The 12535-nt window shown below is 48.6% G+C and carries 15 protein-coding genes; 5 read left to right on the top strand and 10 right to left on the bottom strand.

Annotation, left to right across the window (positions count from 1 at the left end; genetic code table 11):
• Positions 1 to 9 precede the first annotated feature (9 nt).
• From IEY24_RS27750 to IEY24_RS27780, 7 genes are all read right to left on the bottom strand, one after another.
• Complete coding sequence (locus IEY24_RS27750) at positions 10 to 933, bottom strand: DUF3078 domain-containing protein (RefSeq protein WP_188938551.1); 924 nt, start codon at positions 931 to 933, stop codon at positions 10 to 12.
• A gap of 99 nt (positions 934 to 1032) precedes the next feature.
• Complete coding sequence (locus IEY24_RS27755) at positions 1033 to 1632, bottom strand: RNA polymerase sigma factor (protein WP_188938552.1); 600 nt, start codon at positions 1630 to 1632, stop codon at positions 1033 to 1035.
• Between the two features lie 134 nt (positions 1633 to 1766).
• Positions 1767 to 2603 carry a translation elongation factor Ts gene (tsf, locus tag IEY24_RS27760; protein WP_188938553.1) on the bottom strand — a complete coding sequence of 279 codons (837 nt, stop codon included), beginning with the start codon at positions 2601 to 2603 and terminating at the stop codon, positions 1767 to 1769.
• A gap of 118 nt (positions 2604 to 2721) precedes the next feature.
• On the bottom strand, positions 2722 to 3537 hold the full coding sequence (gene rpsB, locus IEY24_RS27765) for a 30S ribosomal protein S2 (RefSeq protein ID WP_188938554.1): 816 nt from the start codon (positions 3535 to 3537) through the stop codon (positions 2722 to 2724).
• Positions 3538 to 3619: 82 nt separating this feature from the next.
• Complete coding sequence (gene rpsI / locus IEY24_RS27770) at positions 3620 to 4006, bottom strand: 30S ribosomal protein S9 (protein ID WP_015812950.1); 387 nt, start codon at positions 4004 to 4006, stop codon at positions 3620 to 3622.
• Between the two features lie 3 nt (positions 4007 to 4009).
• Positions 4010 to 4453, bottom strand: coding sequence for a 50S ribosomal protein L13 (rplM, locus tag IEY24_RS27775; RefSeq protein WP_188938821.1), 444 nt, complete (start codon positions 4451 to 4453; stop codon positions 4010 to 4012).
• 127 nt (positions 4454 to 4580) lie between these two features.
• A complete protein-coding gene (locus tag IEY24_RS27780; protein WP_188938555.1) occupies positions 4581 to 5282 on the bottom strand; it encodes a hypothetical protein in 702 nt (233 codons plus the stop codon).
• Between the two features lie 66 nt (positions 5283 to 5348).
• Between IEY24_RS27780 and IEY24_RS27785 the strand changes: the two genes are divergently transcribed.
• The 4 genes from IEY24_RS27785 to IEY24_RS27800 all read left to right on the top strand — a co-directional run bounded on the left by IEY24_RS27785 (position 5349) and on the right by IEY24_RS27800 (position 8625).
• Positions 5349 to 6053 carry a 3-keto-disaccharide hydrolase gene (locus tag IEY24_RS27785; RefSeq protein WP_188938556.1) on the top strand — a complete coding sequence of 235 codons (705 nt, stop codon included), beginning with the start codon at positions 5349 to 5351 and terminating at the stop codon, positions 6051 to 6053.
• 53 nt (positions 6054 to 6106) lie between these two features.
• A complete protein-coding gene (locus IEY24_RS27790) occupies positions 6107 to 6910 on the top strand; it encodes a Rossmann-like and DUF2520 domain-containing protein (protein WP_188938557.1) in 804 nt (267 codons plus the stop codon).
• Positions 6911 to 6974: 64 nt separating this feature from the next.
• Positions 6975 to 7496, top strand: a complete 522-nt coding sequence (locus tag IEY24_RS27795) for a KdsC family phosphatase (protein WP_188938558.1) — start codon at positions 6975 to 6977, stop codon at positions 7494 to 7496.
• Entirely contained in the window at positions 7489 to 8625 is a 1137-nt protein-coding gene (locus tag IEY24_RS27800) for an acyltransferase family protein (RefSeq protein ID WP_229223301.1), read from the top strand. Before IEY24_RS27795 ends, IEY24_RS27800 begins: the two co-directional genes overlap by 8 nt.
• Here the strand turns inward: IEY24_RS27800 and IEY24_RS27805 are convergent, their stop codons facing one another.
• Positions 8626 to 9453 (bottom strand): polysaccharide deacetylase family protein, encoded by an 828-nt coding sequence (locus tag IEY24_RS27805; RefSeq protein WP_188938559.1) that lies wholly within the window; start codon positions 9451 to 9453, stop codon positions 8626 to 8628.
• A 44-nt stretch (positions 9454 to 9497) separates the two neighbouring features.
• Here IEY24_RS27805 and IEY24_RS27810 point away from each other — a divergent pair, with 44 nt between their 5' ends.
• On the top strand, positions 9498 to 10718 hold the full coding sequence (locus IEY24_RS27810) for a metallophosphoesterase family protein (RefSeq protein ID WP_188938560.1): 1221 nt from the start codon (positions 9498 to 9500) through the stop codon (positions 10716 to 10718).
• Between the two features lie 86 nt (positions 10719 to 10804).
• Here the strand turns inward: IEY24_RS27810 and IEY24_RS27815 are convergent, their stop codons facing one another.
• On the bottom strand, positions 10805 to 11191 hold the full coding sequence (locus IEY24_RS27815; RefSeq protein ID WP_188938823.1) for a TraR/DksA family transcriptional regulator: 387 nt from the start codon (positions 11189 to 11191) through the stop codon (positions 10805 to 10807).
• A gap of 190 nt (positions 11192 to 11381) precedes the next feature.
• Positions 11382 to 12362, bottom strand: a complete 981-nt coding sequence (locus tag IEY24_RS27820) for a pyruvate dehydrogenase complex E1 component subunit beta (RefSeq protein WP_188938561.1) — start codon at positions 12360 to 12362, stop codon at positions 11382 to 11384.
• Positions 12363 to 12535: the final 173 nt, after the last annotated feature.

The raw sequence follows: 12535 nt of genomic DNA on the forward strand, positions 1-12535 counted from the left end.
TTGATTAGATTAAAAAGCAAACAAAAAGCCTATGCTGAGGGCCTGAGCGAACTGGATCTTGTTGCTCTGGTCTTCGTCGTAAACCATGATGGCGCCGAGGTTAACGTTGACATATTTATTGATTTTCGCAGTCAGCTGGGCGTCAAGGCGGTTATCTATATTCAAGGGGTGTTTGAAGCTCGAAAACATCAGGTAACGGAATTTAAGGTTCACGTCTTTCGCGATATCCTTGTCGAAATTGGCTACCAGCTGGATCAGCGCCGCTTCCGTCCGCACACGCTTGCCAATGGGCACGCCATAATTTTTTTGGTCGGGCGTATTTACGTACAGATCCTTATCGACAACGATCGTCTGGCGTAATGCGCCGGGTGCAAGGTCTATAAAGAAGTAGGGAACAGGGCGGTATTCGATACCGATTGCCTCGGTCAGGTAAGCCGGCGAAAGGATACCCGACACTTTCCGCTTGACGTCACTGGTATCAGAATATTCATAACCACTACCGAACTGCGACAGGAAGTTCACATTCGCAAAAAGACTCCATTTGCTCGTCAGTTCACGGTTATATTTAGTATCGAAGAAAATCCGGTCAACATTCTTGCGGCTTTGCTGGCCCTTGTTACGGACGATACCGTACTGGCCCTGGAAGTCATTTCTCCACGAGTTCTTGCCCACCTTCTTTTCACTTAATGCATTCAGGAAAAGGCCCAATGCGATCGAGTTCACCCCACCACCCGTCCAGTTCGAACTGAACGAACCCTGGTTCAGGTTAGCCCCGAATTCGATCTTGCGCCAGGCAGTATCTTTGGCGGCTTTCAGCCTGCCGGAGGCGATCGAATTGGAAAGGTCGACCTTATTTTGAGAAGCGGCCGGGAATGTCAAAAATGCGAGTAAAATTAGAGCAATAAAGGAAGTTCGTTGAAGTAGTTGATTCATAGTCAATGTATTTAGTGGGACCATACTCATTAAATTTTCATCTTTTTAGGGCTGACAAATGAGGAGGTAGCGGTCAAAGTAAAGCAATTTCTCACGCTTTCAAAAAAAATTGCCCCTATCAGAAAGTTTATGGTACCACTTCCGAAGCTTCCTGCGCGACCGCAGCAGCCGCATTTTAACCGCACTTTCGGTCGTCCGGAAAATACCCGCGATGTCGCGGATACTGCGATCGTCGAGGTAGCGGAGATAGACCATCGCCTTGTCTTCGAGATCAAGCAGGTCCAATGCCTCTTTAAGGATTGTCAGGTTGACGTCTTCCTCAAAAAGCCCTTGAAGGCATATTTCGGCCTTCTCGCCCCGGTCGGGCGACTCTCCATGGACGAGTGTGATCTTGCGCTTGCTTACGCGCGCGAGATCCATGCAGTGGTTATGGGTAATGGTAAAAAGCCAGGTGGAAAATTTAGAACCGGTCTTGAACGTGCCCATTTTATGGATCAGTTTAAGAAAGACATCGTGCGTAATGTCTTCGGCCCGGGTGGCGTCTCTTGTAAGTGTGACGCATTTTTGGTAAACCTTCACGGCATAGCGCTCATAAAGCTTCTGAAAATGACGATTGTCCTTCGATTCAAGGAAAAGTCTAACTAATTCTTCGTCTGTCGAATTATGCTCCTGATACGGAGCGTTCCGTATTTCAACCATTCTGCCTTGATGAAAGCCGCCGATAGCGTGTGCTGAAAATTAAATTGCATTTAACTTTCTGTAAATATGAAAAAAAACGCCTGGTATCCAAATTAGATACCAGGCGTTGTCAATATATTTTGTTGCTAAAAGGCTTATCCGCCGATCGCTACACGTTTGAATGTAGTTACTGTCAAACCTTTTGAAGTTTTTTCAAGCAGCTGACGGATAGTCAGTGAGGAATCCTTTACAAACTCCTGGTTCAGCAGGGTGCTGTCTTTGTAAAACTTCTGAAGTTTACCCTGAGCAATTTTCTCAAGCATTGCTTCTGGTTTGCCTTCTGCACGTGCCTGCTCTTTACCCACTTCGATCTCGCGCTCGATAGTAGCGGCGTCGATACCGTCTTTATCCAAAGCAACCGGCTTCATCGCGGCAATCTGCATGGCTACGTCTTTACCAAGGTCAGCGACATCCGTTCCGTTTACACCACCGAATGCTACCAATACGCCTAATTTACCGTTTGAGTGGATGTAAGGCACAACTTTATCCGCTGAAACGTTTTCGTAAGCGCTGATTTCCAGTTTCTCTCCCAATTTACCAGTAAGCTCAATCATGTGCTCCGATACAGGGCGGCCGTCAGCCAAAGGTGCAGCCAGAAGCGCGTCTTTGTCTGCGATATTATCCGCTACTGCTTTTTCAAGGATAGACTGCGCAAGGTTTTTGAAATCTTCCACGTTCGATACAGGCTCAGTTTCACAAGCCAGCGCAACGAGTTTACCGTTGGTACCATCTTCGCTGATGTTGATCAGAACGGTTCCTTCTGATACGGCGTTGTCGGCACGTTTTGCAGCAACTTTCTGTCCTTGTTTACGGAGAATATCAACGGCTTTGTCGAAATCGCCATCTGCTTCCTGCAGGGCTTTTTTACAATCCATCATGCCCGCGCCGGTCATTTGGCGGAGTTTGTTTACATCTTGTGCGGTAATTGCCATGATCGTGAATAAGTATTTTTGTATTAATATTTAAAAAAATGTAGCCCATAGCAAGAGGCTATGGGCTACTCTGTATGTTCAACTATGAGCAGTTAGAAACTGCACCATATTGCCCTTTTTACTCTTCGTCGCTTTCAGCAGCCTCTACGCTGGCAACTTCGGCGCGAGGCGCTGCCTCTTCACCTTTGTCAGCCGCACGTTTCGCTTCTTCTTCCTCAACCAGGCGCTGATCGTCTTTATCTTGTTTGCGTTCCATCAAACCTTCTTCGATAGCCTTACCGATCGCCAGTGTTACCAACGAGATCGCTTTGTAAGCATCGTCGTTCGATGGGATTGGGAAGTCAACCAATTCAGGGTTTGAGTTGGTATCGCAGATCGCAAAAATGGGGATGTTCAATCTTTTTGCTTCTGCAACCGCAATGTGCTCGCGTTTTACATCAACGATGAAAAGTGCTGCTGGAAGGCGAGTAAGGTCCGCTACACCACCTAGTACTCTTTCCAGTTTGTCCTTTTCACGTGTAAGCATCAGGCGTTCTCTTTTCGCAATATTGCTAACCGTGGCTTCGTCTTTCAGCATCTTCTCGAGAGTCTGCATTTTTTTCAAAGACTTGCGAATCGTGCCAAAGTTTGTAAGCATACCACCCAACCAGCGGTCAGTTACGTAAGGCATTTTAAGGCGTTTCGCCTCTTCCGTTACGATTTCCTGAGCTTGTTTTTTAGTAGCAACAAACATGATCTTACGTCCTGAACGAACGATCTGTTTCAGCGCAGCTTCCGCTTCGTTGAGGCAGCTCAAAGTTTTGTTCAGGTCAATGATGTGGATCCCGTTCTTCTCCATGAAGATATATGGAGCCATCCGTGGATCCCACTTGCGGGTAAGGTGACCAAAGTGGACACCTGCATCCAATAGTTCTTTATATTCTATTTGTGCCATTGCCGAATTTGATTAAAAATATTTTTAGACTTGTTACGCAGCACGAAGCATCGGGCACGATAAGCAACGTCTGGACGAAATATTAACGTTTCGAGAACTGGAATCTTCTGCGTGCCTTAGCGCGTCCGTATTTCTTACGCTCAACCATACGTGGGTCGCGGGTAAGGAATCCTTCTTTTTTCAATGCGCCACGGAATTCGCCGTTGTATTGAACCAGTGCACGTGAAACCGCCATACGGATAGCTTCCGCCTGGCCTGAGATTCCACCACCTCTAACGTTTACTTTAATATCGTAACCATTTCCTCCGCTGATCGTAGCGAAAGGCTGCTGAAGAACGATCTGGTGTACTTCAAATGGAAAATATTCTTTGTAGTCACGGCCGTTTACCTTGATATCTCCTTTACCTGGTGTCAGATAAATACGAGCAACGGCTGTTTTTCTTCTACCTATTGTGTTGATCACTTCCATGAATTACAATTGGATTTGCTTTGGTTGCTGTGCGCTGTGCGGGTGTTCTGCGGCAGCGTAAACAAACAGGTTTGTAAATAAACGACGTCCCAAACGGTTCTTTGGAAGCATGCCTTTTACGGCTTTCTCGATCACACGCTCTGGGTGTTTTTCGAGCAACTCGCGAGGAGTCTGAAAACGTTGACCTCCTGGGTAGCCAGTGTGACGAACATAAACCTTGTCCGACATCTTCTTACCTGTCAACTTGATCTTATCGGCGTTGATAACAATTACGTTATCTCCACAATCCACATGAGGAGTGTAGCTTGCTTTGTGTTTGCCTCTGATAATTTTAGCAACTTCGCTGGCCAAACGACCAAGAATTGCATTTTCAGCATCCACAACAATCCACTCCTTGTTTACTGTGTTTTTGTTCGCCGAGATGGTTTTGTAGCTTAACGTATCCACGATTAACAAAAAAATTAAATTGATTTTCAATTATTTACACTGTAACAAGACAGTCCCATCGCAAAATGGGAGTGCAAATATAGAGTTTAACAAATTGAATTACAAGTATGTTTGAGAAATTCATTTGTTAATCCTCTACTGCAAAGGCCAATGCGATGTACGGAATGCCGTAAACTTTGGACACATGTCGCTGGTTGTTATCGAGGTAAACATTGAAATCGTCGATTTTCCTGGTCGTATAGGTAACCCGTCCGTAAGTGTAACCAACCTTCACCCCGACCCTCCGGCTGGCCTTGAAACGTACGAAAGCCTCCGATTGCCCGCTGTTCCTCCGGAGCGCGAGCGGTAATGCATTGAATACCGTTGGCCTGCTGGCTAACCATTGGTTGTAGTACGGCTTGCCGGTGCCGTTCGTGGGGATGTTCTTTTCATAGTAGCCGTGCCGCTTGGAGCCAAAGGTCAAACCCAGCAAGTCGGTATTAGCACCGATATCCAGCTTCCAGAAACTCACATTGACGCCCGCCAGAAAGCTTATCCCGTTGATCGACACATCGCGGTATTCCAGGTAATCCTCAATTCCGGCAACGCGTTTGGTGTCCAGATTGGTCCGACCCGCATAATAGCCCCATGCCCTGAAACCAAGCCCCAGCCGGAGCCACGGAAGTTTTTGCGGCCCTACCTCCTCGTGATACATTACAGAAGGGGCCCACGAATTGCTACCCAGGCCTAAACCGACATCCACACCTCCTGCAACTGACGAAGCGTATTGAGCGTGTGTGAAAGTGGCATTCAGTAATAAAATGATAATCACTCCTTTTAAAATTTTCATTGCTGAACCCCTAGTTAGATGATGAATGCTACAATAATAACTGATGCCGGCAACAAATCGCGCCTTATGCGTTTACAAGTGGCTATTTTGGTCCTTTATGCATTATTTAACGGTCGGTTATATGCCCAGAGCAATGATCATCTCGCATTTGTGCCTCTATTCAACGGAAAAAACCTGAACGGCTGGGTCGACGTCAATACATCCAAAGAAACCTGGAAAGTCAAAAACGGCACATTGATCTGCTCGGGCAAGCCCATCGGTGTGATGCGCTCCGACAGGCAGTACGAAAACTTCATCCTCGAAGTGGAATGGAAACATATGGAAGCCGGCGGCAATTCCGGCGTATTTATATGGAGTGAAGGCACTCCCCAGGAACACGACCCGCTCACGAAGGCCATCGAAGTGCAAATGCTGGAACTAGACTATGCCCCCCAGCATAACGCCACCGACGACTACGTCCACGGCGAGCTGTTCCCGACCATGGGCATGACGGCCATCCCCGACAATCCGCGCGGCATTCGCAGCAAGTCCCTCGAAAAGCGCTGCAAAGGCAAAGGCGAATGGAACAAATATGTAGTTGTGGCCGTGGACGGCACCGTAAAACTCTCTGTCAACGGCAAATTCGTCAACGGCCTGCGCGCCTCCGAGCGCAAGAAAGGCTACATCTGCCTCGAAGCCGAAGGCGCTGAGATCCATTTCAGAAACATGCGCATTATGGAGCTACCGGGCGGCATTACAACGCCGGAGCAGGTCGCGCCCGTGGTGCACTGATTTGGGAAGTTGCCTTTCTACGAATATCTTGTTGAAGATTTCAATCTTTTGGTATGAAAATCTCCTTCATTGGCGCTGGTAATGTGGCCTGGCACTTGGCGCAGGCGTTTGAGGATGCGGGGCATTGGATTTGCGAGGTGTACAGCCGCGATACGCAGAAGGCGCGTCAGCTGGCTTCGTCGTTGTATGATACTAATATCCAGCCCGATCTCAATTTCTCGGAAAGCGAAGCCGAAGTGATCGTGATCGCGGTGACGGACGATGCTATCGAGAGTGTGATCCAACGCATTGTGCTGCCCGAGGGCGTGATCCTCGTGCACACGTCGGGTACGCGGTCGCTCGCTGAATTTCAGAAACTTGTGGAGATTTACAGCGACGTATATGTCCACACGGGCGTCTTCTACCCGTTGCAGACTTTTACAAAGGATGTTGAAATGGATTACAGCGAGTTGCCGTTCTGCATCGAGTCGCGCAATGAGCTCATTGAAGCCAAATTAACGCAACTTGCTTCGAGCGTGAGCAATAACGTAACGCGAATGGACTCCGACGAGCGCTTCATTCTGCACGTAGCGGCGGTTTTTGCGAGTAATTTCACGAATTACATGCTCACAATCTCCCACGACCTCCTCGACCGCGAACAGCTCAATTTCGATCTGCTGAAACCGCTCATTCAAACAACGATAGACAAAGCCCTGCTTTCCGACGACCCTTCCATCGGGCAAACCGGCCCGGCCCGGCGCGGCGACTGGAAAACCACGGCACGCCACCTCGAATATTTGCAGGAAACCAACGAGGATTATACGGAAATCTACCGCCTGCTCACCGACAAAATCCGCAATCTCTACATTTCAAAATAATAAGAAGCCTCACTGTCGCGAAAAAAGTTAGGCTATATTTGCAGGATTCACAATTCGGCTATTCATGGATTCGACTCTTACGGAACGTTTCAAGCGCATTACCACCTTCATTTTTGATATCGACGGCGTCATGACCGACGGCAGCGTCATCGCCCTCGAAACCGGCGAGCAACCCCGCATTTTCAACGTACGCGACGGCTATGGCATCAACCGGGCGGTCAGAATGGGTTATCGTGTGGCTATCATCTCCGCCCAGAGCCAGGTAGGTGTCCGTAAACGGCTCGAATACCTCGGCGTAACTGATATTTTCATCGGCACCTCACCGGATGGCAAATTGCCCGTTTTCAAAAAATACCTCGCAGAAACCGGTCTGACAGAAGATGAAATCGTATTTATGGGTGACGACCTTCCCGACTACGAGGTCATGCGTACAAACGTAATGGGCGCATGCCCGGCCGATTCCGCCGATGAAATCCTGGCTATCGCCGACTATATTTCTCCCAAAAACGGAGGCCGCGGCGCCGTTCGCGACCTGATAGAGCAGGTTATGAAGGTACAGGGGAAATGGATGGCCTGGTTTGAATAAAAAGCTGGTGGTGGACAAGAAAAAGCGCTATTTCCCAAATCTGAACGGTATCCGTGCTATTGCGGCGACGCTGGTGGTATTTCACCACCTCGAACAAGCCAAGCATGCGTTGGGCATTGCCAATATATATGATATACCCATTATACAGCATGCAGGAAGGCTTGGTGTAGGGCTGTTCTTTGTACTGAGTGGATTCCTGATCACCTATTTACTCCTCGAAGAACGTGGACGGTTCGGCGATGTCGATGCGAAAAAGTTTTACCTGCGCCGCGTATTCCGCATCTGGCCTGTTTACTTTCTCATTATCGGATTATCCTTTTTGGTGTTCCCGCACATCGGCATATTCGATTATCCCGGAATTGAGGAACAGCTGACGGTAGACCTGCCGGAAAGGCTCGCCCTGCTCCTGCTCGTTTTACCCAATTTTGCATTCGTGCTCTACGACCTGCCTTACTGGTGCGCACAAACGTGGTCAATCGGCGTAGAGGAGCAGTTTTATTACCTCTGGCCCTGGTTGATCAAGTATCCCAAAAAACGCATACCCATCCTGCTGTTTTTCCTTCTATTGACGGCAGGGCTGCTTTACGTAGGACTCGAAATCGTCGATCCGTCGGAAGAGACCCGAAAATCAATGATCTCCACTTTTCTCGGGCAGTTCCGCATTCAGACAATGGCGCTGGGAGGTTTTTGCGCATGGCTGGTTTACAAGGATAAAACCCGGATCCTGAACTTCGTTTTCAGGAAAGACATTCAAATAGCCGCTTACGCGATCCTGCTCGCATTGTTCTTTTCAGGCGTGCATTTCTTCGCATTCCTTGAAGTATACGCTCTGTTCTTCGCCTTCTTCGTGCTGAATGTTTCGTGTAACCCGAATACGATCGTGAACCTGGGTCACCCGGCAATGGACCATTTGGGTAAGGTTACCTATGGCCTATACCTGTACCACGTCGCAGTGATTGTCGTGATCATCAATCTCTTCGAAATGTACGCGCCCGGCTGGCGTGACGCCGGTTATCAGGTAGTGCTTTATATTTTGAGCTTTATCGGCTCGGTGGCAGTGGCCACTTTTTCCTACAACTACATTGAAAAACCGCTTCTTGCCTACAAGGATCGTAAATTCGGACGTTGATCAACGGGTTTTCGGCAGCTCCGACATCGTGTAGAATTTCAATCTCTGCTTGTGGGCCTCGCGTAAAACCGCAGCCAGAAAGCTTACATTGAAACCATACTTACCATTCTGAGGAGCGCTGTATAAAGGTTCATGCCCAAAAACCATCACTGCCGTGCCATTTTCTTTTGCTTCCTGAATAGCCTCGGCAACTTCTTCCCCGGTCACCTCGTCGTAATCGATCATTAACGCATCCACTTGCTGCGCCCCATCGAACGGGTAGTAAATCGCATTCATCCATCGCGGAGGCCATGCGTAGAATTGAAAGCCTTTATATTTCCTTCTCGAAATGGCTACATCACGTAAAACCGTAAAGCCCTTCGCCAAAAGCACTGAATCAACACGATCATTATGGTTCCCGCCCGGGTGCGCGTACGATGTGGGTTTAAAACCCGCCGCGTTCATATGCCGCAGGCCCGTTTCGAGCTCGGCTTCGATATATCCTTTCGGTCCGCCGGCAGCCATTAATTCGGTAGATTTGGCATGAACGGTTCCGTGGAAACCGATTTCGTGGCCCTCTTTTTCCAACTGTTTCAACATCGATACTTCTTCTGCATTCAGGCTGTCGGGACACGTGATGAAGAAAGTCGCTTTTGCATTGTATTTATGGAACAATGGCCGGAGCTCGTACCATTCTTTGATAAAGTGGTCGTCGAATGAAATGGCAATGCCGCCCGCGCCTGGCTTGCCGGAAGGGCTGCCGCAGCCCCACAATACCATCGCTACAACTGCCAGCAGCAACCAAAGCAAGCCGTTCAATGCCTTCAAAGAGGTTTTAATGTATTTCAAAACTTCGGAAATGATCTGTTATTTTCGCTAAATTAACGACACGAATGAAAATACTGCACACGGCCGACTGGCATATCGGCAAAAAGCTCGATAACTTTTCCCGCCTCGACGAACAGCGACTGGTACTCGAAGAAATCTGCGAAATAGCGGAGCGCGAGCAGGTCGACGCGATCGTCGTTGCCGGTGACCTCTTCGACAACTTCAACCCGTCGTCGGAAGCAACCGAACTTTTGTACAGTACATTGCACCGGTTGTCGGCCAACGGCACCCGTGCCGTTGTCGCTATCGCTGGCAACCACGATTCCCCCGAGCGCATTCAGGTACCCGACGCGCTCGCCAAGGTTTGCGGCATTCTGTTCGTCGGATTTCCAAATACCGAAGTCAAACCATTTTGCACGCAAGGTCAGGTGGATATTATCAGAACCGCGCCGGGTTTCCTGGAAATCAGCCTTCCTAATGCCCCCTTCCCCCTGCGCGTGCTGCACACGCCCTACGCAAACGAGCAACGTCTGAAAACATTCCTCGGCGTCGAGGAATCGGAAGAAACATTGCGCGTGCATTTACAGCAGCATTGGCAAACGCTCGCAGATCAATACCTCGATGAGAGAGGTTTTAACCTGCTTGCCACGCATTTATTCGTCATGCAAAAAGGCGGCCCGATACCCGAAGAGCCCGACGACGAGCGGCCGATACTGCATATTGGCGGCGCCCAGGCCATTTACACCGAAAACTTCCCGAAACAGGTGCATTACATTGCATTAGGCCATTTGCATCGCTTTCATCAGGTCGATAAGTTACCGGCGCCGGCTGTCTATTCCAGCAGCCCATTAGCGTACAGTTTTTCAGAAGCCAATCAAACCAAATATGTGATCCTGATCGAAGCGGAGGCTGGGAAGCTGGTCGGCTACAAGCCTATTGAATTGTTGAAAGGCAAAAAGCTGCGCCGTAAAAGCTTTCATAGCATTGATGAAGCAATCGAATGGCTCGGTGAGCATTCGGAAGATTTGATCGAACTGACCATCATTTCAGACAATTACCTCGAAGCCTCCGACAAAAAGCGGTTAATGGAAGCGCATTCGGGCATTGTTCAGATCATTCCGCAGATTAAGCGAAGCGAGGTGGCCGATACTTCTTCCGAAGTCGACCTCTCATTAAGCATGGAAAAGCTGTTTCAGGAGTATTTCAAATCTAAAAACAAAGGCCAGGAGCCCTCCGAAGGATTAATGGAGGTTTTTCGGGAAGTACTGGGCAGCGAAGCGGAATAAAAGGCCACGCTGTGGCCGCTTTTAAACAAGAGAGGCTACCCCATTCTGGAATAACCTCTCTTGCGTTCTATTTTTGGTTTGAAGAATCAGCTCGCTCTTCTCAGTTTCGCTTCAATAGTTTGCTGTGTGTGTGGTACGATGCGCAGCCGCTCTTTCGGGATCAGTTTGCCGGTATCGATGCAAACGCCGTAGGTGCCGTTTTTAATGCGGATCAGCGCATTTTCCAGCTGTACCGAGTATTTCTGGAGACGTGCGGCCAACTGGCTCAGGTTTTCGCGTTCACTCGCGTCCGCCCCGTCTTCCACTAATTTTGCCGCACCGGAAGTTACGTCCGTGCCGCTATCGTTTTTTTTACTTAAACCGGTTTTAATATATTCGAGCTCACTTCTTGTCGCTTCCAGCTTGCCGCGGATCAGTTCTTCAAACTCCCTTAATTCTTCCTCTGAATATCTTGTTCGTTCTTCTTGCATAATCTGAATTGATTTGTTAGTCTACATCAAGGAGCGTTCAAAGCACAAAAGTACTAGTATTCTGCCTATTTCGGAATAGTATTTAATTAATAACCACTTTCAAATGAGAAACTTACTAACACTGACATCAGGGGGTATAACCAACAAAGCCAAAACCTGGTTCGGTATTGGCTTTGCTGTGAATCTCTGAAGATTATTTATAAAGTACCGATTTCACGGCGTCCACCGTGCGCTTCACGTTTGGCAGAATTTCTTCTATCAGCGTCGGCGCATATGGAAGAGGCACATCGCGGCTCGTAACACGGATCACCGGCGCATCCATATAATCAAATGCATGGCGTTGAATATGGTAAGCGATTTCCGAAGAAATGGAAGCCAGTGGCCAGGCTTCTTCTACCACCACGCAGCGGTTGGTTTTCTTAACCGATTCGATCACGGCAGGGTAGTCGATCGGACGGACGGTGCGTAAATCCACTACTTCCACATCGATACCTTCTTTTTCGAGTTGAAGCACCGCCGGCATTACCACGCGGGGGATCATTTTACCGAAAGAAACGATGGTTACGTCCTTACCCTGGCGTTTGATATCCGCCTTTCCAAGTGGAATGAGGTATTCTTCCTCGGGAACAGCCATTTTATCACCGTACATTACTTCCGATTCCATGAAGATCACCGGGTTGTTGTCGCGGATAGACGATTTCAGAAGGCCTTTCGCATCGTAAGGATTCGAAGGGACCACCACTTTCAGACCCGGCGTGTTGGCAAACCAGTTTTCGAAGTTCTGCGAGTGCTGCGCTCCGAGCTGACCTGCATTACCGGTCGGACCGCGGAAAACGATCGGGCAACCAAACTGTCCGCCTGACATCGAAAGAATCTTAGCCGCGCTGTTGATGATCTGGTCGATCGCCACCAGCGAGAAGTTGAATGTCATAAACTCCACGATAGGACGCAGGCCGTTTCCGGCAGCTCCCACCGCAATCCCCGCAAAGCCAAGCTCCGCGATAGGCGTATCGATCACGCGGTCGGGACCAAACTCATCGAGCATTCCCTGACTCGCCTTATAAGCACCGTTGTATTCCGCAACCTCTTCACCCATCAAAAAAATACTCTTGTCAAGGCGCATCTCTTCCGACATAGCGTCGCGAATGGCATCTCTAAATGCTATTTCTTTCATTCGTAATTCTGATAATTATTAATTCTTAGAAGAAACCACTGCAAGATCATTTCATCTGAACAGACCGACCTGCGCGGTTACATTAAAAGAGGTTTTGTACACTTATTTCAAAACGATCTGGTAAAATTATAGAACAACGGCCAATTCTCAAATTCTTTACCGGAACCATTCTG

This window comes from Dyadobacter endophyticus, assembly GCF_014641595.1.
Taxonomy (GTDB): Bacteria; Bacteroidota; Bacteroidia; order Cytophagales; family Spirosomataceae; genus Dyadobacter; species Dyadobacter endophyticus.